34 protein-coding genes and 1 riboswitch are annotated in these 25,933 nt (G+C 71.1%); of the genes, 14 read left to right on the forward strand and 20 right to left on the reverse strand.

Annotation, left to right across the window (positions count from 1 at the left end; all coding sequences use genetic code 11):
* Positions 1–80 precede the first annotated feature (80 nt).
* Positions 81–179: riboswitch (glycine riboswitch) on the reverse strand.
* Positions 180–221: 42 nt separating this feature from the next.
* Positions 222–800: a MerR family transcriptional regulator gene (locus BLV96_RS06645; protein WP_086679377.1), complete on the reverse strand. Its 579-nt coding sequence runs from the start codon at positions 798–800 to the stop codon at positions 222–224.
* A 279-nt stretch (positions 801–1,079) separates the two neighbouring features.
* Here BLV96_RS06645 and BLV96_RS06650 point away from each other — a divergent pair, with 279 nt between their 5' ends.
* The gene (locus BLV96_RS06650; protein WP_086679378.1) at positions 1,080–1,712 is read left to right on the forward strand and encodes a TetR/AcrR family transcriptional regulator; all 633 of its coding nucleotides are present in this window, start codon (positions 1,080–1,082) and stop codon (positions 1,710–1,712) included.
* Here the strand turns inward: BLV96_RS06650 and trxA are convergent.
* The 8 genes from trxA to BLV96_RS06690 all read right to left on the reverse strand — a co-directional run bounded on the left by trxA (position 1,693) and on the right by BLV96_RS06690 (position 5,885).
* Positions 1,693–2,028 (reverse strand): thioredoxin, encoded by a 336-nt coding sequence (gene trxA / locus BLV96_RS06655; RefSeq protein WP_086679379.1) that lies wholly within the window; start codon positions 2,026–2,028, stop codon positions 1,693–1,695. The genes BLV96_RS06650 and trxA overlap by 20 nt on opposite strands.
* A gap of 11 nt (positions 2,029–2,039) precedes the next feature.
* Positions 2,040–2,435: a MerR family transcriptional regulator gene (locus BLV96_RS06660; protein ID WP_086679380.1), complete on the reverse strand. Its 396-nt coding sequence runs from the start codon at positions 2,433–2,435 to the stop codon at positions 2,040–2,042.
* Positions 2,436–2,476: 41 nt separating this feature from the next.
* The gene (locus BLV96_RS06665; RefSeq protein WP_009078856.1) at positions 2,477–2,950 is read right to left on the reverse strand and encodes a bifunctional nuclease family protein; all 474 of its coding nucleotides are present in this window, start codon (positions 2,948–2,950) and stop codon (positions 2,477–2,479) included.
* A 219-nt stretch (positions 2,951–3,169) separates the two neighbouring features.
* Positions 3,170–3,916, reverse strand: a complete 747-nt coding sequence (ftsR, locus tag BLV96_RS06670) for a transcriptional regulator FtsR (RefSeq protein WP_208608144.1) — start codon at positions 3,914–3,916, stop codon at positions 3,170–3,172.
* Entirely contained in the window at positions 3,913–4,383 is a 471-nt protein-coding gene (garA, locus tag BLV96_RS06675; protein WP_086679381.1) for a glycogen accumulation regulator GarA, read from the reverse strand. The genes ftsR and garA overlap by 4 nt, the downstream gene beginning before the upstream one ends.
* Positions 4,384–4,498: 115 nt before the next feature.
* On the reverse strand, positions 4,499–4,885 hold the full coding sequence (gcvH, locus tag BLV96_RS06680; protein WP_086679382.1) for a glycine cleavage system protein GcvH: 387 nt from the start codon (positions 4,883–4,885) through the stop codon (positions 4,499–4,501).
* 99 nt (positions 4,886–4,984) lie between these two features.
* Positions 4,985–5,641, reverse strand: a complete 657-nt coding sequence (gene clsA / locus BLV96_RS06685) for a cardiolipin synthase ClsA (RefSeq protein WP_086679383.1) — start codon at positions 5,639–5,641, stop codon at positions 4,985–4,987.
* Between the two features lie 13 nt (positions 5,642–5,654).
* Positions 5,655–5,885, reverse strand: a complete 231-nt coding sequence (locus BLV96_RS06690; RefSeq protein WP_086679387.1) for a hypothetical protein — start codon at positions 5,883–5,885, stop codon at positions 5,655–5,657.
* A 315-nt stretch (positions 5,886–6,200) separates the two neighbouring features.
* On the opposite strand from BLV96_RS06690, the gene BLV96_RS06695 reads away from it, so the two are divergent.
* Complete coding sequence (locus BLV96_RS06695; RefSeq protein WP_086679384.1) at positions 6,201–6,710, forward strand: hypothetical protein; 510 nt, start codon at positions 6,201–6,203, stop codon at positions 6,708–6,710.
* A gap of 34 nt (positions 6,711–6,744) precedes the next feature.
* Positions 6,745–7,149 carry a hypothetical protein gene (locus BLV96_RS06700; RefSeq protein ID WP_086679385.1) on the forward strand — a complete coding sequence of 135 codons (405 nt, stop codon included), beginning with the start codon at positions 6,745–6,747 and terminating at the stop codon, positions 7,147–7,149.
* 106 nt (positions 7,150–7,255) lie between these two features.
* Here BLV96_RS06700 and BLV96_RS06705 read toward each other — a convergent pair whose 3' ends face one another.
* Positions 7,256–8,959: an AMP-binding protein gene (locus BLV96_RS06705; RefSeq protein ID WP_086678652.1), complete on the reverse strand. Its 1,704-nt coding sequence runs from the start codon at positions 8,957–8,959 to the stop codon at positions 7,256–7,258.
* A gap of 34 nt (positions 8,960–8,993) precedes the next feature.
* On the reverse strand, positions 8,994–9,836 hold the full coding sequence (locus tag BLV96_RS06710) for a crotonase/enoyl-CoA hydratase family protein (RefSeq protein WP_086678651.1): 843 nt from the start codon (positions 9,834–9,836) through the stop codon (positions 8,994–8,996).
* A gap of 135 nt (positions 9,837–9,971) precedes the next feature.
* Between BLV96_RS06710 and BLV96_RS06715 the strand changes: the two genes are divergently transcribed.
* Positions 9,972–10,850 carry an alpha/beta fold hydrolase gene (locus BLV96_RS06715; protein WP_086678650.1) on the forward strand — a complete coding sequence of 293 codons (879 nt, stop codon included), beginning with the start codon at positions 9,972–9,974 and terminating at the stop codon, positions 10,848–10,850.
* Positions 10,851–10,958: 108 nt separating this feature from the next.
* Here BLV96_RS06715 and cobA read toward each other — a convergent pair whose 3' ends face one another.
* From cobA to rpmB, 5 genes are all read right to left on the reverse strand, one after another.
* Complete coding sequence (cobA, locus tag BLV96_RS06720; RefSeq protein ID WP_086678649.1) at positions 10,959–12,185, reverse strand: uroporphyrinogen-III C-methyltransferase; 1,227 nt, start codon at positions 12,183–12,185, stop codon at positions 10,959–10,961.
* A gap of 140 nt (positions 12,186–12,325) precedes the next feature.
* Positions 12,326–12,580 carry a 30S ribosomal protein S18 gene (gene rpsR, locus BLV96_RS06725; RefSeq protein WP_086678648.1) on the reverse strand — a complete coding sequence of 85 codons (255 nt, stop codon included), beginning with the start codon at positions 12,578–12,580 and terminating at the stop codon, positions 12,326–12,328.
* Positions 12,577–12,882, reverse strand: a complete 306-nt coding sequence (gene rpsN / locus BLV96_RS06730; protein ID WP_086678647.1) for a 30S ribosomal protein S14 — start codon at positions 12,880–12,882, stop codon at positions 12,577–12,579. The genes rpsR and rpsN overlap by 4 nt, the downstream gene beginning before the upstream one ends.
* On the reverse strand, positions 12,882–13,049 hold the full coding sequence (rpmG, locus tag BLV96_RS06735; protein WP_086678646.1) for a 50S ribosomal protein L33: 168 nt from the start codon (positions 13,047–13,049) through the stop codon (positions 12,882–12,884). Before rpmG ends, rpsN begins: the two co-directional genes overlap by 1 nt.
* Positions 13,049–13,285: a 50S ribosomal protein L28 gene (rpmB, locus tag BLV96_RS06740; protein WP_086678645.1), complete on the reverse strand. Its 237-nt coding sequence runs from the start codon at positions 13,283–13,285 to the stop codon at positions 13,049–13,051. The genes rpmG and rpmB overlap by 1 nt, the downstream gene beginning before the upstream one ends.
* Positions 13,286–13,363: 78 nt before the next feature.
* Between rpmB and mrf the strand changes: the two genes are divergently transcribed.
* The 8 genes from mrf (at position 13,364) to BLV96_RS06780 (ending at position 19,243) form a co-directional block, all read left to right on the forward strand.
* A complete protein-coding gene (mrf, locus tag BLV96_RS06745; protein WP_086678644.1) occupies positions 13,364–14,608 on the forward strand; it encodes a ribosome hibernation factor-recruiting GTPase MRF in 1,245 nt (414 codons plus the stop codon).
* Positions 14,605–14,859, forward strand: coding sequence for a type B 50S ribosomal protein L31 (locus tag BLV96_RS06750; RefSeq protein ID WP_086678643.1), 255 nt, complete (start codon positions 14,605–14,607; stop codon positions 14,857–14,859). Before mrf ends, BLV96_RS06750 begins: the two co-directional genes overlap by 4 nt.
* Complete coding sequence (gene rpmF, locus BLV96_RS06755) at positions 14,859–15,008, forward strand: 50S ribosomal protein L32 (RefSeq protein ID WP_086678642.1); 150 nt, start codon at positions 14,859–14,861, stop codon at positions 15,006–15,008. The genes BLV96_RS06750 and rpmF overlap by 1 nt, the downstream gene beginning before the upstream one ends.
* Positions 15,005–16,054, forward strand: coding sequence for a GTP-binding protein (locus BLV96_RS06760; RefSeq protein WP_086678641.1), 1,050 nt, complete (start codon positions 15,005–15,007; stop codon positions 16,052–16,054). Before rpmF ends, BLV96_RS06760 begins: the two co-directional genes overlap by 4 nt.
* Before the next feature lie 63 nt (positions 16,055–16,117).
* A complete protein-coding gene (locus BLV96_RS06765; protein ID WP_167379540.1) occupies positions 16,118–16,552 on the forward strand; it encodes a MarR family winged helix-turn-helix transcriptional regulator in 435 nt (144 codons plus the stop codon).
* Positions 16,549–18,219, forward strand: coding sequence for an MFS transporter (locus tag BLV96_RS06770; RefSeq protein WP_091388835.1), 1,671 nt, complete (start codon positions 16,549–16,551; stop codon positions 18,217–18,219). The genes BLV96_RS06765 and BLV96_RS06770 overlap by 4 nt, the downstream gene beginning before the upstream one ends.
* Positions 18,216–18,956, forward strand: a complete 741-nt coding sequence (locus BLV96_RS06775; protein ID WP_086675396.1) for a dienelactone hydrolase family protein — start codon at positions 18,216–18,218, stop codon at positions 18,954–18,956. The genes BLV96_RS06770 and BLV96_RS06775 overlap by 4 nt, the downstream gene beginning before the upstream one ends.
* Positions 18,957–18,970: 14 nt before the next feature.
* Positions 18,971–19,243 (forward strand): DUF6295 family protein, encoded by a 273-nt coding sequence (locus BLV96_RS06780; RefSeq protein WP_086675395.1) that lies wholly within the window; start codon positions 18,971–18,973, stop codon positions 19,241–19,243.
* A gap of 1 nt (position 19,244) precedes the next feature.
* On the opposite strand, the gene BLV96_RS06785 is transcribed toward BLV96_RS06780, so the two are convergent.
* From BLV96_RS06785 to BLV96_RS06800, 4 genes are all read right to left on the reverse strand, one after another.
* A complete protein-coding gene (locus BLV96_RS06785) occupies positions 19,245–20,663 on the reverse strand; it encodes a pyridoxal phosphate-dependent decarboxylase family protein (RefSeq protein ID WP_086675394.1) in 1,419 nt (472 codons plus the stop codon).
* On the reverse strand, positions 20,650–21,963 hold the full coding sequence (locus BLV96_RS06790; RefSeq protein ID WP_086675393.1) for an MFS transporter: 1,314 nt from the start codon (positions 21,961–21,963) through the stop codon (positions 20,650–20,652). Before BLV96_RS06790 ends, BLV96_RS06785 begins: the two co-directional genes overlap by 14 nt.
* A gap of 386 nt (positions 21,964–22,349) precedes the next feature.
* A complete protein-coding gene (locus BLV96_RS06795) occupies positions 22,350–23,375 on the reverse strand; it encodes an LLM class F420-dependent oxidoreductase (RefSeq protein WP_086675392.1) in 1,026 nt (341 codons plus the stop codon).
* Between the two features lie 10 nt (positions 23,376–23,385).
* Positions 23,386–24,318, reverse strand: coding sequence for an oxygenase MpaB family protein (locus BLV96_RS06800; protein ID WP_086675391.1), 933 nt, complete (start codon positions 24,316–24,318; stop codon positions 23,386–23,388).
* A gap of 85 nt (positions 24,319–24,403) precedes the next feature.
* Between BLV96_RS06800 and BLV96_RS06805 the strand changes: the two genes are divergently transcribed.
* Positions 24,404–24,994 (forward strand): TetR/AcrR family transcriptional regulator, encoded by a 591-nt coding sequence (locus tag BLV96_RS06805; protein WP_086675390.1) that lies wholly within the window; start codon positions 24,404–24,406, stop codon positions 24,992–24,994.
* A gap of 58 nt (positions 24,995–25,052) precedes the next feature.
* Entirely contained in the window at positions 25,053–25,838 is a 786-nt protein-coding gene (locus BLV96_RS06810) for an IclR family transcriptional regulator (protein WP_086675389.1), read from the forward strand.
* Positions 25,839–25,933 lie beyond the last annotated feature (95 nt).

The following is a 25,933-nucleotide window of genomic DNA, read 5'->3' on the forward strand; positions in this document are numbered from 1 at the left end:
TTTCGCCCGAGGTTGAGCCGGGCTTGCACCGTCGGCGGGGCCATCAGGTTGTGTCCTGACGACCCGCTTTCCAGAGGCGTCTCGTCCGCGCGGTCCAGGGTGCCTGAGAGGTTCCGGGGAGGACTTGCTCCTTCGGCGCCGAGCTCAAGGTGTGGCTCGGACTCTCCCGCGCGGATTCGTCGACCGCACGCAGAACCTTACTCGCGTCCCCGCGGCGGTGATCACCCGGTCCGGCGGGCGTTGCGGCGCTGGGTCAGCTCGTCCGGCTGGTGGGTCTCGACGACGCCGCCGTCGGCGCGTTCGGCCGGGAACTCGTGGATCGTGCCGCTGATTTCCTGCATGGCGCCGCTGACCGCGATGCCGAAGACGCCTTGGCCGCCCTGGAGCAGATCGACGATCTCCTCCGGCGAGGTGCACTCGTAGACGGTGGTGCCGTCGGAGAACAGCGTCACGCGCGCGAGGTCGCGGACCCCGCGGACGCGCAGGTGGTCGACGGCGACGCGGATGTTCTGCAGCGAGACCCCGGTGTCCAGCAGCCGCTTGACGACCTTGAGGACCAGGATGTCCTTGAACGAGTACAGCCGCTGCGAGCCGGAGCCGTGGGCGGTGCGGATGCTGGGTGCGACCAGCTTCGTCCGGGCCCAGTAGTCGAGCTGGCGGTAGGTGATCCCGGCGATCTGGCACGCGGCCGGGCCGCGGTAGCCCACCAGCTCGTCCGGCAGCGAGTTGTCGGGGAACAGCTCACCCTGCTCGCCACTCGCGACCTCAACAGGCTGCTTCTCGGAACCAGCCTCGACCACGCAAGCCTCCCCTCGCCCGACCTGGCGGCCGGCGAATGACAGCCGGCGGAGTCCCAGGAGCGGGACCCACCGGAGATCAACCGCCACGGTCCGGCCCCAGACCGTGAATCACACCGTGGCGATTTACCTCCTTCGACGGTAAGCGCCCGGACAGTGCCGGTCAACGCGACGCGCGGCAAGCCTCAACGGTCGGCTGAGCCTTTGCACCGTTCGCCGTACCCCCGAGACGGTGGTTCAAACCTCTTGCGCGATTTTACTCAGCCGAGTAACTTTTTACTCATGCGAGTAAACACCGACCTCATGGCCGAGATGGGGCTCAGCGCCGCCGAGGCGGCCCGCCGCGCGCAGATCATCGGGGCGACCATCGGCGTCCTCGCCGACCTGGGATACCGCAAGACGACGTTCGCCAAGATCAAGGAGCGGGCCGGGCTCAGCAGCACCCGGCTGATCTCGTACCACTTCACGAACAAGGCCGGCCTGATGCAGGCCGTGCTGAGCACGGTGGTCGAGACGAAGGGCGAGTTCCTGAAGGAGCGCACCGGCGGCGGGCTCGACCCGGCCGACCGGGCCGGCTACCTGCGGGCCCACATCGAGACGTCGATCGCCTTCCTGCGCGCGTACCCCGAGTGCGTCCGCGTGCTGACCGAGCTGTCGGCCAACGCCGACGACGAAGACGGCTGGGTGATGACGAAGGTGCTGGTCGACGACATGCGCGTGCACGGCCTCGCGCGTCAGCTCAAGCAGGGGCAGGCCGAAGGGGCGTTCGGCGGGTTCACGCCGGAGGTGATGGCGATGTCCATCGCGCAGGCGATCGACGGGGTGGCCGCGGCGTACGCGGCCGACCCGTCGCTCGCCCTGGAGAACTACGGACGCGAGGTGGCGGACGCGTTCGTCAAAGCGACGGCGCCGTGAGCGCCCGGTCGAGACGCTCTTCGATGCGGGCCTTCGGGAACGCGCCGACGATCGTCTCGACCGGCTCGCCACCGCGGAAGAGGATCATCGTCGGCAGCGACATGACCTGGTAGGAGCGGGTGGTCTCCGGGTTCTCGTCGGCGTTGACCTTGCGGACGGCGAGCTTCCCGGCCCGCTCGGCGGCCAGCTGCTCCAGCACCGGGCCGACCATCCGGCACGGGCCGCACCAGGTGGCCCAGAACTCGACCAGCACGGGGACGTCGCTCCCGACGACCTCCGCGAACGTGGCATCGGTGATTTCACGGACTTCGGACATGATGGGCTCCTTCACGGACGCGGCGCGTCGGGGACGACACAGGGATCGGGTGCCTGCCGGGCCAGTGCGCCGGCGAGCTTCGCGGCCAGTTCCTCGCGGATGCCGCCGAGGCGCGCCAGCAGCGCGTCCGCTTCTTCGAGCTTGCGGCGGTAGACCTCGAGGGAGTTCGCGCAGGAGTCGCCGGTCTCGTGGCCGCTGCGGAGGCACTCGACGAACGGGCGGGTCTCGTCGAGGGTCAGGCCGACCGTCTGCAGGGTCTGGATCTCCCGGACCAGCTGCAGGTCGTCCTCGTCGTAGTCGCGGTAGCCGTTCGCCGAACGGCGGGCCGCGATCAGGCCCTGGGCCTCATAAAACCGCAGCGCACGGGTGGTGACACCCGTGCGCTGCGCAAGCTCTCCGATCCGCATACCCCGACGCTAGACGTTGACGTCCGCGTCAAGGCAAGTTCTTACGTGTCGGCTCCGCGGAAGTCTTCGGGCGACACGGAGTCGAGGAACTCGCGGAACTTCTCGACCTCGTCCTCCTGCTCGTCCGGGATGATCAGGCCCGCCTCCTCCAGCACCGCGTCCACGGCGTGGATGGGGACACCGATCCGCAGGGCCAGCGCGACCGAGTCGCTCGGCCGGGCGGACACCCGGATGTCGCCGTCGAAGACCAGTTCCGCGAAGAACGTGCCTTCCTTGAGGTCGGTGATGACGACCTGCTCGAGCTCCCGGCCGAGTGCCCCAATGACCTCTTTGAGCAGGTCGTGGGTCAGCGGACGGGCGGGCCGGACTCCCTGTTGCTCCAAGGCGATGGCGGTGGCTTCGACCGAGCCGATCCAGATCGGCAGGTACCGTTCACCCTCGGTCTCCCGCAGCAGCAAGATCGGCTGATTCGCGGGCAGCTCGACCCGCACACCGACGACGCGCATCTCGCTCATCGGGCTTCGCCTCCCTCTCGTGCACGCGGGCGCAGGTGCTGGAACGATTTCGGCGCCGCCACACTGCCGACGCTACCCGTCATCCCCGCGCTGTGCTCGCTGTCGAGACTATCTCGGTTCGCCTGCCGCAAACCCTTGCCTTCACGGTACGGCATGCAGCACGGAACATTCAGTCATTGACATGGGACCGCAAAGAGGATCTCACTGCCCCGTTGCGGTTCAACACCCCGTGACGCCGCGGATTCCCGCCTTCACGAGGAGGGTGTGGAGCGTCACGGACAGTGCCGCGACCTCCCGGACCACTTCGTCCGCCCTCGACTTCGCTTCCGGGTCACGGTGCCGATACACCGGTGTCACGATCTGCTCCAGCAACCCGACCTCGCGGTCGGCCGCGGCCCGGAAGGCACGCAGGTGTCTCGGCTCGATACCGAATTCGGTCATCGCCTTCACCGTCCGCGCGACCAGCACCGCGTCCGGGTCGAAGAACCCCGCGGGACCGGACCGGACCAGGCCGTACTGCTGCAGCTCGGCCAGCGCGGCGGCGTCGATGCCGGCCTGCTCCAGGAGCTCCTCCTGGGTCAGGCGCAGCTCCTTGCCCACGGCGAAGTCGTCCGCCACCGGCAGGCCGACGTTCTCCGCCGGGGCGTCGATCGGCACCAGCCGGCGCGGCGGGCGGGGCAGGGCCGCGGTGGGTTCGGCTCCCGAATCCACCGCGTCCAGCTGCTCCTTGATGACCTTCAACGGGAGGTAGTGGTCCCGCTGGGCGGCCAGGACGAACCGCAGGCGCTCCACGTCCGCCGCGGCGAACTGCCGGTAGCCCGAAGGCGTCCGGCCCGGCGTGACCAGGCCTTCCGCTTCCAGGAACCGGATCTTGGAGATGGTGACATCGGGGAAGTCCCCGCGCAGCTGCGCGAGTACCGCCCCGATGCTCAGTCCGTGGTTCTGTGGCCGCCCGGCCGCCGTCACTGCGCCCCCTGGCCCCCGTGACCCGGGCCGGTCAGGAAGACCAGGCGGAACTTGCCGATCTGCACCTCGTCGCCACCCGCGAGGACGGCCTGGTCGACCGGCTCCCGGTTGACGTAGGTGCCGTTGAGGCTGCCGACGTCGATGACGACGAACTCGCCGCCCTCGCGCCGGAACTCCGCGTGCCGCCGGGAGACCGTGACGTCGTCCAGGAAGATGTCGCTGTCCGGGTGCCGCCCGGCGCTGGTGGTGTCGCGGTCGAGCAGGAACCGCGAACCCGCGTTGGGACCGCGCTTCACGACCAGCAGCGCGGAACCCGGCGGCAGGGCGTCGACGCCCTGGACCGGGGCCTCCGCGGCCGGGGCGGGCTCGTGGCCTTCGGCTTCGGCCAGGAAGTCGGCCCGGAAGACAGAGGTCCGCTCCGGAGACTGCTCCGGGGGAACGCCGCCGGGCCCGTCGTTCGTGCTCACCTGAGCTCTCCTCCACACATGCTGTGATGCCTAGTACTCAAGAACGTGTAGCTGCCAACGTACCGTGCCTGATCGATTCTCCGAGCCCCGGCTCCCCGAACCGGCGGAGCGGGCTTCAGCCCTTGGTCAGGGCGTCGTACGCCTCGGCTTCGAGCAGGGCTTCCAGGCCCGCCGGGTCGTCGAGCCGGATCTCGATCAGCCAGCCCTCGCCGTAGGGGTCGCTGTTGATCAGCTCGGGCGAGTCGGCGACGGCGTCGTTCACCGCCACGACCTCCCCGTCGACCGGCGCGAACAGCTCGGAGACGCTCTTGGTCGACTCGACCTCGCCGAAGACGTCGCCCGCGCTGACCTGGCGGCCGACCTCGGGCAGGTCGACGAAGACGACGTCGCCGAGCTGGTCCTGGGCGTACTCGGTGATGCCGATGCGGACGAGGGTGTCCTCGCCGCGGGTGGCGACCCACTCGTGTTCCTCGGTGTAGCGAAGCTCTTCTGGAGCGGACACCAGCGGTCCCCTTTCGTGCCCTCACTGGCGAAACGTGCTGCGCGAAGTCTTACACCCACACGGCGCAGCCGCCCGGCACGGGCCGGGAAAAAGTCGCGCTCAGTCGCCGGCGGCGCCGGGCGCCGCCGGCTCGCTCTCGGGCGAAGCGTCACCGCGCAGGGCGTTGCGCGCCTGGACGACGTAGAGCACGCCGGACCAGACGTACAGGACCGCGCCCCAGATCGTGAACGCGTAGCCGATCGGCCGGGCCACCGCCGCGACGTCCGAGCCACCCTGGGCGAGCAGCAGGAACGGGAACGCGTACATCAGCACGAACGTCGCGCCCTTGCCGATGTAGGTCACCTCGGGCGGGGCGAAACCGCGGCGGCGCAGGACCACCACGCACACCCCCAGCACCGCTTCGCGCAGCACCAGCGGCACCACGACCCACCACGGGATGATGCCGCGGACCAGGAACGCGATGAGCGTCGCGAGGATGTAGAGCCGGTCGGCCGCCGGGTCGAGCAGCTGGCCGAGTCGGGACATCTGGTTGAGCCAGCGGGCCAGCTTGCCGTCGAGCCAGTCGGTCAGCGCGCTGAACACCAGCAGCGCGAGCGCCCAGCCGTCCTCTTCCGGTCCCAGCAGCAGCCACAGGAACACCGGGACGCCGGCGAGCCGCAGCAGCGACAGCATGTTGGGGACGTTGAAGGCCTGCTTCAGCAGGGACGGCTCGGCGGCGCTCGCCTGAGCGGCTGGTTCGGGTGCGGCTGTGCTCACCCGCCCAGCGTAGTCAGCACGCGCGGCGCCGGCTCCAGCCGCGCCGCTGCAGTTCGGCGCTGCTCAGCGCCTCGGGACGGCCGCGGTAGTCGGTGCCCATCCAGCGGGCGCGACCGGGCCGCGCCTCCAGGACGTACGGGCGGCCGCAGCACCACACGACGCTGCTGGGGACGGTCGGCGGGCCGGCCGGGCCGGTGGTCTCGTCGGTGCCGGGTTCGGGGCTGGTCGCAACTTCGGCGTTCATCGCTCTCACGGGCTCGGGACGGGTGTCGGGGACGGGAAGCTCTTCGGCCTCCACCAAGATCTTCGGCACTCGGGGCCGGAGTGTTAACCGGCGCGGCCGGAATTAGACCGATCGATTCTTGATGGCAGCGTGAGGTTTCGGAGCGTGAACGGAATGTTAATCGTCCATTGTGGACGGTTTAGGTGCGCCCACCGTGACCGGCCGCCACCCGCCTGGAGTAATCTGCGGCACACCTGTGGGCGAGCCGCTCCACGGCGCCCCCACCCGGATGGGCCAGAATGACCGGGCCCAGCCGACCGGGGAGGAACGATCGCGTTGCCCCACCCGACCACCACGAGGACGTGGCGGCCGCTGCTCGCCGCCTGCCTCGCCGTACCCGCGCTCGCCGCCTGCTCGGCCGAGCAGGCCGCGCAAGGCCCGGCGTCGTCCGCACCGCCTTCGACGTCGGCCGCGCCGGCGTCCTCGACCACCGCTCCCCCGCCGCCGCCCGCGACCGGCGGTTCGTCCGCGCCCGCGCCGGCGACGAAGCCGTCCGGCGCGCCGCCGTCGGTGCCCGGGTCCTGCGGCACGGTGACCGCCGCCAGCGGGCTGACACTCTACGTGTTCGACAGCGGCTCGGCCGGCGTCACCTGCGTCGCGGCGACGAAGCTCGTCGGCGACTTCCACCGCAAGATCGCCGGGCACCAGGGCGCCGGCTCGAACGACGCGGTGAACGAGACCGTCGACGGCTGGCTGTGCACGTCCGGGCCGCCGGCCGCGCAGGGCGGCACCACCTGCACGAAGGGCGAGCAGACGGTGTTCGCCGCCGTCGTGCCCTCCGAGTGACCCCTCCCGATCCGTTCCCGCTCCTGAAGGGCCCATGAAGACTCTCGCGTACCCCCTGCTGCTCGTCGCCGCGACCGCCGTCCTGGCCGGCTGCGGCGGCGGTGACCCGGCGCCCGCCGCGCCGTCCTCCGGCGATCCCGCCGCCGTCCCCGCGGCGGCCGCGGCGGCCGGGTCGACGGCGCCCGGCGTCCCGTGCGGCGACGTCACCGGCACGGGCGGCGCGAAGACGGCGGTCGTCGCGCACGGCAAGGTCGACTGCGCCGCGGCGACCCAGCTCCTGACGGACTACTTCGCGAAGCTGACGCCGGCCGACGCGAACGACGCCGACGGCCCGGGCCCGGTCGTCCTCGGCGAGTGGACGTGCGGCAGCGGCGCCGGCGACCCGGTGACGGCGTGCTCGACCGAGGACGGCCGCCAGGTCGAGGGCACCCGCGCCTGACCGCTCGCCCGGGGCGCCCCAATGTGGCCTTGGTTGCGTCTGACGCACCCAATGTGGCCTTCGGTGCGTCTGACGCACCGAAGGCCACATTGGGGCGCTTGAGCGGTCAGCCCTTGAGGTCCGGGAAGTCCTCTTCGCGGTACTCGGTCCCCTCCGCGCGCTTCGGGTCGTTCTCGCGGCCTCGCAGCTCGACGCGGCGGATCTTGCCCGAGATCGTCTTCGGCAGCTCCGCGAACTCGAGCCGCCGGATGCGCTTGTAGGGCGCGAGGTGCTCGCGGCAGTACGCGAGGATCGCCTTCGCCGTCTCCGCGGTCGGCTCGTGGCCCGAGGCCAGTACGACGTACGCCTTGGGCACCGCGAGCCGGATCGGGTCCGGCGCGGGGACGACCGCGGCCTCCGCCACGGCCTCGTGCTCGATCAGCACGCTCTCCAGCTCGAACGGCGAGATCCGGTAGTCCGACGCCTTGAACACGTCGTCCGTGCGCCCGACGTAGGTGATGTAGCCGCGCTCGTCGATCGAACCGACGTCACCGGTGTGGTAGTAGCCGTTCGCGAAGGCCGCCGACGTGCGCTCGTCGTCGCCGGTGTACCCGGTCATCAGGCCGACCGGGCGGTGCCGCAGGTCGAGGCAGATCTCACCTTCGGACGCGCGCTCGCCGCTGACCGGGTCGACCAGCGCCACCACGAACCCGGGCAGCGGGCGGCCCATCGAGCCGGGCACGACGTCCTGGCCCGGCGTGTTCGCGATCTGGACGCTGCTCTCGGTCTGGCCGAAGCCGTCGCGGATGGTGACGCCCCACGACTTCTGGACCTGCTCGATGACCTCGGGGTTCAGCGGCTCGCCCGCGCCGACGACCTTCTTCGGCGGGGTCTTCAACGCCGTCAGGTCGGCCTGGATGAGCATCCGCCACACCGTCGGCGGCGCGCAGAAGCTCGTGACCCCGCAACGGTCCATCTGGGCCATCAGCGCGCCCGCGTCGAACCGGTTGTAGTTGTAGAGGAAGACCGTCGCCTCGGCGTTGAAGGGCGCGAAGAAGTTGCTCCACGCGTGCTTCGCCCAGCCGGGCGAGGAGATGTTCAGGTGCACGTCCCCGGGCTCCAGCCCGATCCAGTACATCGTGGACAGGTGGCCGACCGGGTAGGAGACGTGCGTGTGCTGCACCAGCTTCGGCTTCGCCGTCGTGCCGGAGGTGAAGTACAGCAGCAGCGGGTCGCCGGCCTTCGTGGGTGCGTCCGGGGCGAACTCCGGGGACTCCGCGAACGCCGCCGAGTACTGCTGCCAGCCTTCGACCGGCTCCCCCACGGCGATCCGCGTGTAGTCGCCTTCGACGCCGTCGAACTTCGGCGCGTCCACCGAGCGGACCACGACGTGCTTGGCCGCGCCGCGCTCCACGCGGTCGGTCAGGTCGGCCGGGCCGAGCAGCGTCGACGCCGGGATGATCACGGCGCCGAGCTTGATCGCCGCGAGGATCGTCTCCCAGAGCTCGCCCTGGTTGCCCAGCATGAGGATCAGCCGGTCGCCGCGGCGGACGCCGAGCGAGCGCAGCCAGTTCGCGACCTGGTTGGACCGGCCGGACATCTCCGGGTAGGTCCAGCGGTTCTCGGTGCCGTCCTCTTCGACGATCCACAGCGCGTACCGCTCGGCGTTGTCCGGGTCGTGCGCGACGACGTCGAACCAGTCGATCGCCCAGTTGAACTCGTCGAGCGCCGGCCAGGCGAAGTCCCGGTAGGCCGTCTCGTAGTCCTCGCGGTGGGTCTGCAGGTAGTCCCGCGCGACGCGGAACGCGTGGTGGACCTCCGAAGCGGTCACGCTTCCACTCCTTCCTTTACAGGCCGACGGGGTCTTACTCGCCCTTGAACTCCGGCGCGCGGCGCTCCAGGAACGCCTGGACCGCTTCGCCGAGGTCCTTGCTGGGCAGGAACGCCGAGTTCCACGCCGCGACGTACCGGAGGCCGTCGGCGACCTGGCGCTCGGTGTTCGTCGCCAGTACCTGCTTCGTACCCTGCACCACGAGCGGCGGGTTCGCAGCGATCTCCCCGGCGAGTTCCCGCGCGGCCTTCAGCAGTGCGTCCTGGTCGGGGTGGACGTCGTTGACGAGCCCGATCTTCTCGGCGCGCGCGGCGTCGATGTCCTTGCCGGTCAGGGCGAGCTCCCGCAGGTGCCCCTCGCCGACGATCGAGGCGAGCCGCTGGAGGCTGCCCAGGTCCGCGACGATCGCCACGCGCACCTCGCGGACGCTGAACTTGGCGTCGGCGCTGGCCAGGCGGATGTCGGCGGCCGCGACGACGTCGACGCCGCCGCCGATGCACCAGCCCGAAACGGCCGCTACGACCGGTTTGCGGCATTCCGCGATCGAGCTGACGGCCGCCTGCAGCGACCGGACCTGGTCGAGGAACGCCGTGCGCGGGCCGGCCAGGTTCTCGCCGCCGAGCATCGGCGCCCAGTCGCCCATCATCGCGGGCAGGTCGAGGCCGTAGGAGAAGTGCTTGCCACTGCCGGTCAGCACGACCGCCCTGACCTGCGGGTCGGCGTCCAGCGCGCGGAACACCAGGGGCAGCTCGCGCCAGAAGTCCGGGCCCATCGCGTTGCCCTTCGACGGGCCGAGCAGCGTCACTTCGGCCACGGGGCCGTCGACGTCGACCTTCAGGGAGACGAGATCGGGCAGACTGTCAGCAGTAGCGGTCATGGGGTCATCTTGACCCATGCCCGGGACGACCCGCCATTGGCACCGTGTCAATTGACCCGCGCGTCACTGTGCCGACCCGGTCCCGGGATGCTTTCCTGAACAGAGGTCACCACGACACGGGGAGGACGGTGGGACATGAGCCCGGCCAGCAGCGCGACCGCGATCGAGCCCGATCCCCCCGCCGCCCCGGCGCGGCGCGCGTCCCGGCCGATCGAGCTGACCGGCTCGTTCGAGCACGAGGGGCACCGGCTCTGGTACACGGAGTTCGGCAGCGGCGACCGCGTCGTCGTGCTGACCCACGGCATCATGCTGACCCGCCGGATGCACGCGCCCCTCGCGCGCCGGCTGGCCCGGGCCGGGTTCCGGGTGGTCACGCTCGACCTGCTCGGCCACGGCGACAGCGACCGGCCCACCGAGTCGTGGCTCTACTCGATGCCGTCGTTCGCGGAGCAGACGCTGGCGCTGCTGGACCACCTCGAGGTCTCCTCGGCGGTCGTCGGCGGGACGTCGCTGGGTGCGAACGTCTCACTGGAGGTGGCGGTTTCGTCGCCTTCGCGGGTGCGCGGGCTGATCGTCGAGATGCCGGTGCTGGACAACGCGATCGTGGCGGGGCTCATCACGTTCGCGCCGCTGCTGATGGCGGCCCGGTTCCTGCCGGTGGCGGTCCAGGCGGTGGCGCTGGCGGCGTCCCTGGTGCCCCACGGCAACCAGTGGGTCGACGTCGTGACCGACACGCTCTCGCAGCGTCCCGCGCCGATGGCCGCGTTGCTGCACGGGGTGCTGTTCGGCCGGATCGCGCCCCCGAAGTCGGTGCGGCGCAAGATCGCCACGCGGGCACTGGTGATCGGCCACCAGGGCGACCCGATCCACCCGTTCGGCGACGCGGACACCCTCGCCGTGGACATGCCGGAGGCGGAGTTCGTCCAGGCGCGCAGCCCGGTGGAGCTGAGGCTCGACCCGACCCGGCTGTCCGACGCGATCCGGGACTTCGCGGCGAGCTGCTACGAGGACTGAGCCCGTGCCGCTGGTGTGGGTGACCGGTACCGTGGCTCCTCCGGAAACACCGGCTCTGAGCCGCACGTCGAACAGCTTCGGCAAGCACCCGGAGGAGCTCGCCGCCGCCTACGAGGCCTGAACCGGGGCCAGCCCCGCCACGGGGCCGATCACGATGATCGCCGGGGGGCGGACGCCCGAGGCCGCCGCGTCGGTGACCACCGTGTCCAATGTGGACCGCAGCGCCCGCTGGGTCCGCATCGTGCCGTCCTCGATGATCGCCACCGGGGTGTCCGAGGGGCGGCCGCCGTCCAGGAGGGCCTTCGCGAACTGCGGCAGCCGCTCCACGCCCATCATCAGCACGATCGTGCCGCGCATGCGGGCCAGCAGCTCCCAGTCCACCAGCGACCGGTCGTCACCCGGGGCGACGTGGCCCGAAACCACCACCACCTCGTGCGCGACGCCGCGGTGCGTCACCGGGACGTCCGCCACCGCCGGGACCGCGAACGCGCTCGTGATGCCCGGGACCATCGTCACCGGGACGCCCGCCTCGGCGCACGCCAGCACCTCTTCGAAGCCGCGGCCGAACACGTACGGGTCGCCGCCCTTGAGGCGGACCACGAACTTGCCTTCCTTGGCCTTCTCGATCAGCGTCTGGTTGATGACGTCCTGGCTGGCCGCGCGGCCGTAGGGGATCTTCGCCGCGTCCACGACCTCGACCTCGGGCGCGAGCTCGTCGAGCAGCTCGCGCGGCCCCAGCCGGTCGACCACGACGACGTCCGCGCGCGAGAGCAGCCGCCGGCCGCGGACCGTGATCAGCTCCGGGTCGCCCGGGCCGCCGCCGACCAGGGCCACCCCGGGCAGGGTGCCCTCGGGGTGCGGTTGGCGGCCGTCTTCGATCGTGCCGTTGTGCAGGCCGTCGAGCATCGAGTCGCGGACCGCCGCTGAGCGCAGCGGCTCGCCGCCGGACAGGACGCCGAACAGCAGGCCGCCGTGCCGGCCGGACGCCGGGGTCACCGCGGAACCGGACTCCCCCTCGTCGGCGCGGACGCAGAACACGCGCTCGCGCTCGGCCTCGGCGCAGATCGCTTCGTTCACGGAAGGGTCGTTCGTGCAGGCCAGCGCGTACCAAGCGTCGCGAAGGTCCCCGGCGGTGTAGCCGCGCTCGTGCCAGACCAGCTCGCCCGCGTCCACCATCCCCTGCACCGACGGCGTGGTGTGCGGCGACACCAGTTCGATGCGCGCGCCCGCGCTGATCAGCCGGGGCAGCCGCCGCTGGGCCACCGAGCCGCCGCCGAACATCACAACGCGGCGGCCGGTGAGCTGGAGGCCGGAGAGGTAGTGCGGGTCGTCCATGCTGGGAAGATACAGCGGCGCGAAGCGCCTCCTTTGAGGGTGGTGGCGGGGAGGAAGGCGGAGGTTTATTGACGGTTCACCCCCGCGCCAGCCCAGCGTGGGTCACGCCACCCGGAGATGTTCCGGGTGGCGTGACCGCGTCAGCTCGTGCGGCCCGGCGCGGGGTACGGCAGCAGGGCCATCTCCCGCGCGTTCTTGATCGCCGTCGCGACCTGCTTCTGCTGCTGCGGGGTCAGCCCCGTCACGCGGCGGGCGCGGATCTTGCCCCGGTCCGAAATGAACTTTCGGAGCAGGTCGGCGTCCTTCCAGTCGACGTGGGTGATCCGGTTGGCGTGCAACAGGTTCACCTTGCGCTTGGCCGGGCGGTCCCGGTTCGGCTTGGGCATCCGGCTCACCAGCTCGACTTCGTGACGCCGGGCAGCTCGCCCCGGTGCGCGGCCTGCCGCACCTTCACCCGCGACAACCCGAACTTCCGCAGGTAGCCGCGCGGGCGGCCATCGGCGGCGTCGCGGTTGCGGATGCGCGTCGGGCTCGCGTCACGCGGCAGCTTCTGCAGCGCGATGACAGCCTCGCCCTTCTCCTCCGGGGACGACGACGGCGACGCGATGACCGCCTTCAGCGACCGACGCCGGGCGACGTACCGCGCGGCGACCACCTTGCGCTGCTCGTTCTTGGCGATCTTCGACTTCTTGGCCATCAGCGCTCTTCCTTGAACTCGACGTGCTTGCGCGCGACCGGGTCGTACTTGCGCAGGACCATCCGGTCGGGGTCGTTCCGCCGGTTCTTCTTCGTGACGTACGTGAAGCCCGTGCCCGCGGTGGACCGCAGCTTGATGATCGGGCGGACGTCGGTGCTCTTCGCCATTACAGCTTCACTCCCCTTGCCTTCAGTTCGGCCACGACGGCCTCGATGCCGCGCTTGTCGATCGTCTTCATGCCCTTGACGGAGACGCGCAGCCGCACCCAGCGGCCCTCGCTCGGCACGAAGTACCGGCGGTTCTGCAGGTTCGGCTCCCAGCGCCGGGACGTGCGGCGGTGCGAGTGCGAGACCTGCTTGCCGAAGCCCGGCTTGCGGCCGGTGACCTGGCACACGGCGGACACGAGACCTCCCGAGTTGATAGTGGTTGTCGTTTTCATTTACTCTACGCACCGTACCCCGCCCGTATTCCTGGAGCCCTCGTGACCCCTGACCCCCGCGTCCCGCTCGTCCTCGTGAGCGGCCTCGCCCCGGGCCCGAACGCCACGCTCGCCGAGCTGCTGCGCATGGCCGGGCCCGGCACCGCCGTCGTCCACCACGACCTGCGCGAGATCCACTCCGGCGTCGTCCGCCGCCGGCTGCGGCTCGAGCAGCGCGACCAGCTGACCGTGCTCGAACTGGCGCACGGCTGCGTGTCCTGCACCCTGCGCGAAGACCTCCTGCCGCTGCTGCGGCACCTGGCCCGGCTGCCGCAGGTGCGCCGGATCGTCGTCCGGCTCGACGAGGCCATGGAGCCGGAGCCGGTGAGCTGGGCGATCCGGAACGTCCTGGTCGACGACCACCCCGTGCGCGACGACGTCGACCTGCGCGCGGTGCTCACCGTCGTCGACTGCGCGACCTTCCTCGCCGACGCGACCGGCGACGACGTCCTGGCCGAGCGGAACCTGCAGGCCAGCCCCGAGGACGAGCGCACGGTCGCGCAGGTGGCGCTCTCGCAGGTCGAGTTCGCCGACGTCCTCGTGCTGGCCGACGCGGCGACCGACGCCTGGACCGCGGCGAAGGCGTCCGCGGTCCTCGACCGGGTCGCGCCGTCCGTCCCACGGGTCGAGCTGAGCCGGATCGACGGGCACAGCGTGCTCGACGCCGTCCCGTCCGACGCCCGCCGTGGCGAAGTGACCGACATGCACGGCGCGCTGCTGCGCGGTCAGCCGCCGGTGCACGTCGACTGCGGCATCGGGCTGGTCACCTTCACCGCGCAGCGGCCGTTCCACCCCGAACGCCTGCACGACGCCCTCGACGTCCTGCTCGACGGCGTTGTCCGCACCCGCGGGCGTGCGTGGGTCGCCAGCCAGCCCGACGTCGCGTTCTGGATCGAGTCGGCCGGCGGCGGCCTGGGCATCGGCCACGCCGGGCCGTGGCTCGCCGCACCGGACGGTCCGGAGTGGACGGACGTTTCCCCCGAGCGCCGCACGCTCGCGTCCCTGCGCTGGCACCCGGTGCACGGCGACCGGGCGCAGGAGCTCGTCGTCGTGACGGACCAGACAACGCCGGACGAGATCGACGCGGCCCTGCGCGGCGCTCTACTGACCGAAGAGGAACTCGCGGCAGGACCCGAGGCGTGGGCGCGCTACCCCGACCCGTTCGGCGACTGGCACGAAGAACCGTGCGAGGACACCGAACCCGACCCGGCGCGGCACTCCGCGGCGAACCGAAAGGAAGAACGATGAAGACCGGAATCCACCCCGACTACCACCCCGTCGTGTTCAAGGACTCGGCCACCGGCGACGCGTTCCTGACGCGCTCCACGATCACCTCCGACAAGACGATCGAGTGGTCCGACGGCGCGACCTACCCCCTTGTGATGGTCGACATCAGCTCGTGGTCGCACCCGTTCTGGACCGGCACCCAGCGGATCATGGACAGCGCCGGCCAGGTCGAGAAGTTCCACCGCCGCTACGGGAAGCGGGGTACGCGCTGATGGCCGTCCCCAAGCGGAAGAAGTCCCGCAGCACCACCCGATCCCGGCGGTCGCAGTGGAAGGCCGCCCCGGTGGACCTGGTGCCGATCAAGGTCGACGGGGAAGTCCAGCTGGTCCCGCGCCGGCTGATGCGGCACTTCCACTCGTGACGGTCCCGGTCACGGTGCTGTCCGGCTTCCTCGGCGCGGGCAAGACGACGCTGCTCAACCACATCCTCGCCAACCGGGCGGGACTGCGGGTCGCGGTGATCGTCAACGACATGAGCGAGGTCAACATCGACGCGGGCCTCGTGCGCTCGCGGGAGCGCCTCGTCGAGCTGACCAACGGGTGCATCTGCTGCACCCTGCGGGAAGACCTCCTCGACGAGGTGGCCGCGCTGTGTTCGGAGGACCGTTTCGACCACGTCCTGATCGAGTCGAGCGGGATCTCCGAGCCGATGCCGGTGGCGGCGACGTTCACCTTCCTGGACGCCGTCGCCCACCTGGACACGATGGTGACGGTGGTGGACGCGGCGAACTTCGCCTCCGAGCTGGCGGCCGGCGACTCCCTCGTGGAGCGCCGGCTCGACCAGTACTCCGGTGACGAGCGGACGGTCAGCGACCTGCTGGTCGACCAGGTCGAGTTCGCCGACGTCCTGCTGCTCAACAAGACGGACCTCGTCCCGGACACCGACCGCCTGGTGGCGACGCTGCGGCGGCTCAACCCCGCTGCGGACGTCGTCACCGGCAGCTTCGGGAAGGTGCCCCTCGAGCGGGTCTTCGGGACCGGCCGGTACGACGTTTCGCGGGCCCAGGAGGCGCCGGGCTGGGTGGCCGAGCTCAACGGCGACCACGTGCCGGAGACCGAGGAGTACGGCATCTCCAGCGTGGTGTTCCGCGCCGCGCGGCCGTTCGACCCGGCGGCGCTGTGGGATTTCGTGACGCGGCGCCTGGACTCGGGTGAGTTCGGGACCGTGTTGCGGTCCAAGGGGTTCTTCGCGCTGGCGTCCCGGCCCGGGGTGACCGGGTTGTGGTCGCAAGCGGGCACGGTGGCGCGGTTCGAGCCGCACGGGGTGGCCGCGGAACCGCGGCAGGAACTGGTGTTCATCGGCGTGGACCTGGCCGGAGAAGCGCTCCTCGCGGCCTTGCGCGACTGCCTCGGCGAGGCGACCGGGCCGGATCCGTTCCCCGAGTGGGAAGCCGTGCACGTCCACTGACGGCCGGGTCGGGCGAAACGTCCGAGTTGATCAACCCAGGTTTATCAGTCTAGGTTGACGATCGTGACGGACGAGGACCTCCTCCAGGCGAGCGCCGACCTGCGCGTCGCGCTGGGCCGGGTGATCCGGCGGTTGCGGCAGGGGTACGTCGTCGGGGAGCTGACGCTGCCCGAACGGTCGGTGCTCTCCCGGCTCGACCGGGAGGGCCCGGCCACGCCGGGCTGTCTCGCCGACCTCGAACGCGTCAAGCCGCAGGCCATGGGCGTCACCCTGGCCGGGCTGGTCGAGCGCGGGCTCGTCGAGCGCCGCAAGGACGACTCCGACGGGCGCAAGGTCCTGATGTCGGTCACCGAAACCGGCGTCAAGCTGCTCACCGACCGCCGGTCGCACACGACGCGGAAGATGGCGGCCGCGCTCGCCGAGAAGTTCACCCCGGCCGAGCAGCGCGAGCTGATCGCGGCCATCCCGCTGATCGAGCGGCTGGCGGACGAGCTGTGAGCTACAAGTGGGTCGCGCTGTCGAACACCACGCTCGGCGTGCTGATGTCCGCCCTCGACGGCTCGATCGTCATCATCTCGCTGCCGGCGATCTTCCGCGGTATCGGCCTCGACCCCCTCGCCCCGGGCAACATCGGCTACCTGCTCTGGATGATCCTCGGCTACCTGCTCGTGCAGGCCGTGCTGGTGGTGACGCTCGGGCGGCTCGGCGACATGTTCGGCCGGGTCAAGATGTACAACCTCGGGTTCGTCGTCTTCAGCGTCGCGTCGGTGGCGCTGTCGTTCGACCCGTTCCACGCCGGCGGCGGCGCGCTGTGGCTGATCGGCTGGCGGGTCGTGCAGGCCGTCGGCGGGTCGATGCTGACGGCGAACTCGGCGGCGATCCTGACCGACGCCTTCCCCGCCGAGCAACGCGGGATGGCGCTCGGGGTCAACCAGATCACCGCGCTGGCCGGGCAGTTCCTCGGCCTGGTCGTCGGCGGGCTGCTCGCCGAGATCGACTGGCGCGCGGTGTTCTGGGTGAGCGTCCCGTTCGGGCTGCTCGGCACGATCTGGTCGATCCGCAGCCTCCGCGAGGTCGGGACGCCGAAGCGCGCGAAGGTCGACTGGGGCGGCAACGTCACCTTCGCCGCCGGGACCGCGTTGCTGCTGGCCGCGATCACCTACGGCATCCAGCCCTACGGCGGCGCCGCGACCGGCTGGGGCAGCCCGTGGGTGCTCGGTGGCATCGGCGCCGGCGTGCTGCTGCTCCTGTTGTTCGGCGTCATCGAGACCCGCGTCGCCGCGCCGATGTTCCAGCTTTCGCTGTTCAAGATCCGCGCGTTCGCCGCGGGCAACGTCGCCGCGTTGCTGACGTCGGTCGCCCGTGGTGGCATGCAGTTCATGCTCATCATCTGGCTGCAGGGGATCTGGCTGCCCCTGCACGGCTACGACTACGAGCGCACCCCGCTGTGGGCGGGCATCTACATGCTGCCGCTGACCGTCGGGTTCCTCGTCGCCGGGCCGGTGTCGGGCTACCTGTCCGACCGGTTCGGGGCGCGGCTGTTCTCCACCGGCGGGTTGCTGCTGGTCGCGGCGGCGTTCCTCGGCCTGCTAGCCCTGCCGGTCGACTTCCCGTACCCGGCGTTCGCCGCGCTGCTCGTCGTCAGCGGGATCGGCCAGGGCATGTTCTCCGCGCCCAACACCTCGGCCATCATGAGCAGCGTGCCGACCGAGCAGCGCGGGGTCGCCTCCGGCATGCGGGCGACGTTCCAGAACTCCGGGACGTCGCTGTCGATCGGGGTGTTCTTCTCGCTGATGATCGCCGGGCTGGCTTCGTCGCTCCCGCAGACGCTGACCGGCGGGCTGCAGGCCCACGGCGTCCCGGCGGCGGTCGCCGACGGCGTCGCGCAGCTGCCGCCCGTCAGCACGCTGTTCGCGGCGTTCCTGGGCAGCAACCCGGTCGGGCACCTGCTCGGCCCGGACGTCCTGGCCGGGCTGTCCCCGGCCGACCGGAACACGCTCACCGGCGGGGAGTTCTTCCCGCAGCTGGTCTCCGGCCCGTTCCACCACGGCCTGGTGGTCGTGTTCACCGCGGCCGCCGTGATGGCCGTCGTCGCCGCGGTGGCGTCCGCCTCGCGCGGCAAGCGCTACTTCCACACCCCCGAAGGATCGAAGGAGTCTCAATGACCGACGAGATCGTCGCCGGGACCGTCACCATCACCGGCCACGGCGGGGACGAGCTCGAGGCGTACCTGGCCAAACCGACCGACGACACCTCGCGCGGCGGGGTCGTGGTGATCCACCACATGCCCGGCTACGACGCGGCGACGAAGGAGATGGTGCGCCGCTTCGCCGTCGAGGGCTACAACGCGCTCTGCCCGAACCTGTACACGCGCGAAGCCCCGGGCGCGGACCCCGACGACGCGGCGGCGACGGTCCGCGCGTCCGGCGGCATCCCCGACGACCGCCTCGTCGGCGACGTGTCGGGCGCGGCGGACTACCTGCGCGCCCTGGAAAACGCGAACGGCCGTGTCGGCGTCATCGGGCACTGCTCGGGCGGGCGGCACGCGTTCCTGTCCGCGTGTTCCCTGGACCTCGACGCGGCGGTCGACTGCTACGGCGCCTTCGTCGTCAACGACCCGCCGGAGGCCATGAAGCAGATGAAGCCGCTGCTGGGCCTGGCGTCGCAGCTGTCGTGCCCGCTGCTGGGCATCTTCGGCGCGGACGACCAGTTCCCGGGCCCGGACGAGGTCGCCGTGCTGGCGGCCGAGCTGGAGAAGCTCGGCAAGGAGCACGAGTTCCACACGTACGCGGGCGCGGGCCACGCGTTCTTCGCGGTCGACCGCCCGAGCTACCGGCCGGAAGCCGCGAAGGACGGCTGGGAACGCATCCTCGACTTCTACTCCCGCACGCTTTCCGCCTGAGAGGACCCTCACCCATGTGCACTTACCTGACGGAGAAGTTCGAACTCGAGGGCAGCGGCAAGGGCGCCCGCGGGTGGTTCCGGTTGAACGAAGGGACCGTGTACGTCGACCACCCGGTCCACGCGCCGTACGCGCACACGGTGAACATCGACTTCCGCAACCCGGGCTTGGGCGCTTCGGCGCGCGTCGCCCTGGAGTTGACGGAGGAGGACGCGTTGGCGTTGGCGGACGCGATCCACGCGGCCGTCAAGTCGGCGCCCGAAGGCTTGGCTTCGCGCAACCAGTGATTCAGGGCGTGTAGAGCGCGCCCAGGAACTCGAGCAACAGCCGCTCCCGCAACGGCGCCGGTGCCGTTGCGAGGAGCGCGTTGATCGGAGCCATCCGGTCCGGCAGGCCCGAAGCGCCGCCCAAACCCGCCGCTGCCAGGAGACCCGCGAACTGCTCCGACGTCAGCGTCGCCGGGTCCAGCGCCGCCACGAACTCCGCGACCGCCGGATCCACCGTCACCGGGCCGGCCGCACGGGCCGCGTCCACCGAAGCCGCGAGGTCGGTCAGGAACTCCTTCTCACTGCCGTGGTTCGCCGCTGTCACCGTCAGGTGCAGGTTCACCGGCGATCCCGCGAAGGCGAACTGCGGCTGGACGTACCAGCCACGCACCTTCATCTCGTCCGCCACCGTGAAGAGGTCAAAGCCGTCGTCGGAAGCGGTGAACGCGAGCAGTGTCGAGATCGGGTCCCCGAGGATCCGGAGACCCGGCAGATCGGCGATGCCCGAACGGATGCGCGCCACCGCTTCGCGGGTGGAAGCCGCCAGCGAGAGATAACCCTCCGAGCCGAGGTGACGGGTCACCGCCCACGCCGCGGCCAACGGACCGCCCGAGCGCGTGCTCTGGATCGTCGTGTTGAGCATCGTGTAGCCGGGCCAGGCGGCACTCGCGAAGTAGTGCGACCGCCGCAGTTCGGCCGACGCGTGCAGCAGCACCGACGTCCCCTTGGGACAGTAGGCGTACTTGTGCAGGTCCACCGAGATGCTCGTGACGCCGGGGACGCGGAAGTCGAACGGCGGGACCTCCGCGCCGAGCTTCGCGAAGTACGGCAGCACCCAGCCGCCGATGCACGCGTCCACGTGCATCCGGACGCCCCGGGCCGCGGCGGCGGCCGCGATCGGCTCGATCGGGTCCAGCACGCCGTGCGCGTACGACGGCGCGCTCGCCACCAGCAGGATCGTCGAGTCGTCGATCGCCGCGGCCATCGCCGCCGGGTCGGCGCGGAACGTCACCGGGTCGACCGGGACGTCGATCCGCCGCACCCCGAACAGGTGCGCCGCCTTGTGGAACGCCGCGTGCGCGGTCGTCGGCAGCACGATCGACGGCGACTCGATCGAAGGGTGCGCGTCCCGGGCGGCGAGCACCGCCAGCAGACACGATTCCGTGCCCCCGGAGGTCACCGAGCCGACGACGCCGGGAACGTCGCCGAGCAACGAAGAAGCCGCCGAGACGAGGTCGTTCTCCAGGCGCAGCAGGCTCGGGAACGCCGTCGGGTCGAGGCCGTTGGCCGACGACGCCAGCGCGTGCGCCGCCGCCCCGAGGGTGTCCACTTCGGACAGCCCGCTGTCGTAGACGTAGGCCAGGGTGCGGCCGCCGTGCGTCGGGAGGTCACCCGCGCGCAGCTCCCGCAGCTCCGCCAGGACGTCCTCAGGCGGGTTCATGGCGCGGCTCCAGGACCTTGCGCCGCAGCAGCGGCAGCGCCAGCGCGATGAGCACGCCGGGGACGATCGACGACCCGATCAGGATCGCCACGATCGCGCTGTGCGGCTGGGCGGACGTGGCGTCCGTGCTCGACACGTACCCGCCGAAGGCGAGGGTGAGCGCCCAGAGACCGCCGCCGAAGGCCAGCCCGAGGGTCTCTCCCGCGGTCCACACGCCGGCCGCGATCCCCGCGCGGGTCTCGCCTGTGCGCTCCTCTTCGGCCGTGATCAGGTCGGGCAGGATGGCCAGCGGGAACACCGAGATCCCGGCGTACCCGACCCCGCAGAGCGCCACGAAGACGAACGACAGGACCAGCGGGATCGACTGGGCGAACACCAGGCCGAGCAGGCCGATCGCGAACGCCCCGGTCGCCAGGCGGAAGCCGTTCAGCTTGCCGACGTGGTCGCCGAGGCGCGGCCACAGCGGCATGGTGACCAGCGCCGGGCCCACGAAGATGACGAACAGGATCGTGCCGTAGGCGTCGTCGCCGAGGATGCGCTGGGCGAAGAACGGGATCGCGGCGAGCACCGTGCCGATGCCGAGTGCCTGGATGAAGTACGTGCCGAGCAGCCAGCGGAACGGCCGCCACCCGGCGAGCGTGCTGACGAGCTCCTTCAGGCTCACGGTGTTCGGCCGCAGCGAGCCGACCGGCGCGTCCTTGAGCCCGAAGTACACCAGCAGCGTCGCGGCCAGCACGATCAGCCCGATCACGACGGCCATGATCCGGTAGCCGGCGACACCTTCGATCGCGGCGGTGATCGCCGGGGCGCCACCACCGCAGATCAGGATCGTCACGGCCAGCACGCCGATCCGGACGCTGGTGAGCTTCGTGCGCTCGGTCGCGTCTTCGGTCAGCTCGGCGGGCAGCGCGTTGAACGGCACCTGGAAGAGCGCGTACGCCGTCGCGCAGGCAGCGAACAGGACCGCCACGTACAACGCGTCCGGCAGCGGCCCGCCGAGCCCGGGGTGGGCGAACATCGCCGCGAACAGGATCGCGACGCCGACGCCGCCGATCAGCAGGAAGCGGCGCCGGCTGCCGGTCTTGAGCAGGTCGGCGTCGGACATCCGCCCGGCGACGGGGTTGAAGAAGAAGTCCCAGGCCTTGGGCACGAACACGATGGCGGCGGCCCAGCCGGCGGGCACGGCCATGGTGTCGGTCAGGTACTTGACCAGGACCAGGCCGGGCACCGTACCGAAGGACCCGGTGACGAACGAGCCGAGCGAATAGCGGAACCTCGTCCGGCCGGACAGCGTCGCCATGGTCCTCCTCGAGACAGGCGTACCGGGTGCAGGCCATGAGTATTCGATCTCGGCGAGCACCCGGTAGTGGTCGAGGGGAATCGTGCCATCGTCGTGACCAAGGCCACGACAGGGGCCCGCGCTAGCGGACGGTTTCGCCGGCGGGGATCCCGCAGCCGCGTGCGGGGGGTCGGATGGGACCACGAAAGCCTCCGCCCGGCGCAGCACCGCGGTGCCGGTAGCGGCGGTACGTCGGCGGGGTTCCCGCCGCCGCGGTGCGAGTTCGGCCTTGCTCGACGAGCAGGCGACCGCCCGCAGCCGCGTGCGGGGGGGTCAGGTGGGCCACGAAGACCCCCGCCCGGCGCAGCGGTTCCTCGACAGCTCCGCCACCGCGGACGGCCACCGCGCTAGCCGAGCGCGCCGGCGATCTTCTCCAACGTCGCCGCGTCGCCGCGCAGCAGGAGCTGCGTCACCACCGTTTCCTCCCACGCCTGCAGCTCGTCGCGGATCTTCGCCGCCGGCCCGATCAGCGACGTGTCCTCCACCAGCGATGTCGGGATCGCCGCGGTCGCCTCGTCCTTGCGGCCGGCCAGGTACAGCTCCTGGACCTTGTCGGCGACGTCCTCGTAGCCGAGGCGGGCGAAGACGTCGTGGTGGAAGTTCACGCTCTTCGCGCCCATCCCGCCGATGTACAACGCCAGCGACGGCTTGATCCACGAAGCCGCCTCCTCGACGTCGTCGTGCACGATCACCGGGATCGAGCAGGGCACCTCGAACGTCTCGAATGTGTGCCGCGCCCCGGGCCGGGCGAAGCCCTCCTCCAGCGCCGACTTGTAGAAGGCGTTGGACTTCGGGGAGAAGAACAGCGGCAGCCAGCCGTCGCCGATCTCGGCGGACAGAGCCACGTTCTTGGGCCCCTCGGCGGCCAGGTGGATCGGGATCTCCTTGCGCAGCGGGTGCACGGTCGGCTTCAACGCCTTCCCGAGCCCGGTCCCGCCCTTGAGCGGCAGCTGGAAGTGCTGGCCGTCCAGGGTCACCGGGGCCTCGCGGGCGATCACCTGCCGGACGATGTCCACGTACTCCCGCGTCCGCGCCAAGGGCTTCGGGTACGGCTGCCCGTACCAGCCCTCGACGACCTGCGGGCCCGACGCGCCGAGCCCGAGCACCATCCGGCCGCCGGAGAGGTGATCGAGCGTCATCGCGCTCATCGCCGTCGCGGTCGGCGTACGCGCGGCCATCTGGACGATGTTCGTGCCGAGGCGGATCCGCCTGGTGGACGCGCCGTACCAGGCCAGGGTCGTGAACGCGTCCGAGCCGTACGCCTCCGCCGTCCACACCGAGTCGAACCCGAGCTCTTCGGCCTTCACCACGGCTTCCAGCGCCCCCGGCGTCGGCCCGCTGCCCCAGTACCCGACGTGGAATCCCAGCTTCACGAAATGCCTCCTAGGTGTTTCGACGGACGTTCGGCGCGTAGTGCTCCGGCTTGCCCCGCTCGGACAGCGGCGGCAGGTTCCTGCGTGGAGTCTCGACCACCGGCGCGTCCGGAGCCACCTCGCCGCGCACGCGGCGCCAGCCGGCGCGGGCCCGCGGGTGGTAGCGGCGGTCGTGCGGGACGAGCTTGAACACGGCGTTGATCAGCTTCCCCACCCGGCGGTGCCGGCGGGCGTCCCGCTCGGACCAGCGGAACCCGAGCAGGTCGCGGATCTCGCGGTCGTACAGCCCGATGGTCAGCCAGCGGAAGTTCTTCGCGACCAGCACGCTCACCGGCCGCCAGAGCACGCCGGGCAGCCAGGGCAGGAACGGCGGTTTCGCGATCCCCCGCAGGTCGAGGACGTCCCGCGTGGCCTTGTTGTCCTCCAGGACCTCGGCGCACATGTGCTTCCAGTAGCGCCGGAAGTCCTCCCAGCTCTCCGGCACCGGCCGCATGGTCATGTCGTACATCCGCCACCACGTGACGTGCTCGTCGAACAGCCGCCGCTTCTCCGCCTCGCCGATGCCGCCCATGAAGTGGTCGGCGATGAGGATCGTGCTGACGAAGAACGTCGAGTGCGCCCAGTAGTAGGTGTCCGGGTCGAGGGCGTGGTAGCGCCTCCCGAGCGCGTCGACGCCCTTGATGCGGTCGTGGTAGCCGCGGACCTGCAGGGCGGTCGCGTGGGCGCGCGGGCCGTCGTAGACGACCCCGCCGATCGGGTAGAGCGACCGGAAGAGCCGCTGCCAGCGCTCCTCGAAGAACCGCGAGTGCTGCTCGACGCCGGCGCCGAGACCCGGGTGCATGTTCTGCATCGACCCGGCCCACAGCGCGATGAGCAGCCCCCGCCAGTCGCCGAAGTACTTCCACGTTAGCGAGTCGGGGCCCAGCGGTTCGGGGGCGTCCATCGGCAGTCTCCTCGTCGAGTCCAACTGACTACGGCTGTTGTCAGGCTAGGATCTGACAACACACGTAGTCAACCGAGGAGTGAGCATGCCGGGCCGCACGTGGGCGGGCACGACCCTGGACGACCGGAAGGCGCAGCGGCGCGCGCAGCTCGTCTCCGCGGGCCTGGAGCTGCTGGGCACCGAGGGGTCGGCCGGGACGAGCGTCCGCGCGGTGTGCCGGCACGCGAAGCTCACCGAGCGCTACTTCTACGAGAGCTTCACCGACCGGGAAGAGCTGGTCGCCGCCGTCTACGAGCACGTCGGCGAGCAGGCCCGCCAAGCCCTCGTGGCCGCCGTCCGGGACGCGCCGACGCCGGTGCTGCGCGCCGAGCACGCCGTGCGCGCGTTCGTCGAGCTGATCGTCGACGACCCCCGCCAGGGCCGGATCCTGCTGCTCGCCCCGCTGACCGACCCCGCACTGACCCGCCGCGGCCTGCACCTGCTGCCGGTGTTCGCCGCGCTCGTCGGCGAGCAGCTGTCCCACGGCGACGAGACCGAGCGGCAGATGGTCGCCGTCGGGCTGGTGGGCGCGCTGAGCAACGTCTTCATCGCCTACCTCGACGGCTCGCTGAAGGTCTCGCGCGAACGGCTCGTCGCCCACTGCGTGAAACTCGTGCTCGGCGCCGACGACCACTGACGTCCACCTCCTTGCCGACCTGGTGACAGTCGCGCGGCGGATCGGGCACACTCAACCCATGCGTACCGCTGGGCGGAACGACGGCGCGAGCGGCGACGGACTCGTCGCGGCCCGGCTCGCCGCGCTCCTGGAAGCCTTCCGGCCGGGCGACGACACGCTCGGCGTCTCCGAACTGGCCCGCCGGACCGGGCTGGCGAAGACGACGGTGCACCGGTTGGCAGGTCACCTCGCCGACACCGGCCTCCTCACCCGCGAGGGGGGTGCGGTGCGGCTGGGACTGCGGCTGTTCGAAATCGGCCAACTGGCCTCACCCCGCCGGGGGCTCGTCGAGGCGGCCCGGCCGTACCTCGCCGACCTGCGCGAGGCGACCCGCAACACCGTCCACCTCGCGATCCTCGAAGGCACCGAAGTCGTCTACCTCGACGTGCTGCGCGGCCCGGACGCGCCGACGCTGCCGTCGCGCATCGGCGGCCGGTTCCCCGCGCACGCAACGGGGGTCGGCAAGGCGATCCTCGCGTTTTCTCCGGAATCCGTGGTGAACCAGGTCATCGACGCCGGATTACCCAGGATGAGCCCGAAGACGATCACCGCGCCCGGGCTGCTGCGCCGTCAGCTGACGCGCGTCCGCGAAGACGGGATCGCGTTGGAGCGCGAGGAATCCGGTGTCGGTGTCGTGTGCGCGGCGAGCCCGCTGCTCGACGCGCACGGCGACGCGGTGGCCGCGGTCTCGATTTCCGGCTGGGCCAACCGGATGCGGACCGAACGGGTCGCCCCCGCCGTCCGGACGGTCGCGCTCGCGTTGACCCGGACACTCTCCGGATCCACTGCGGACAGTCGGAAATAATCTTGCGCGGCAACGCTTTCGGAGGCACTGGGCCGACCGGTTGACGTAACCGTCCCGAGCTGGACGGGTGATCGGGAGCGGCTACGATCCGTCCA

The organism is Amycolatopsis pretoriensis (genome assembly GCF_900107925.1).
GTDB lineage: Bacteria > Actinomycetota > Actinomycetes > Mycobacteriales > Pseudonocardiaceae > Amycolatopsis > Amycolatopsis pretoriensis.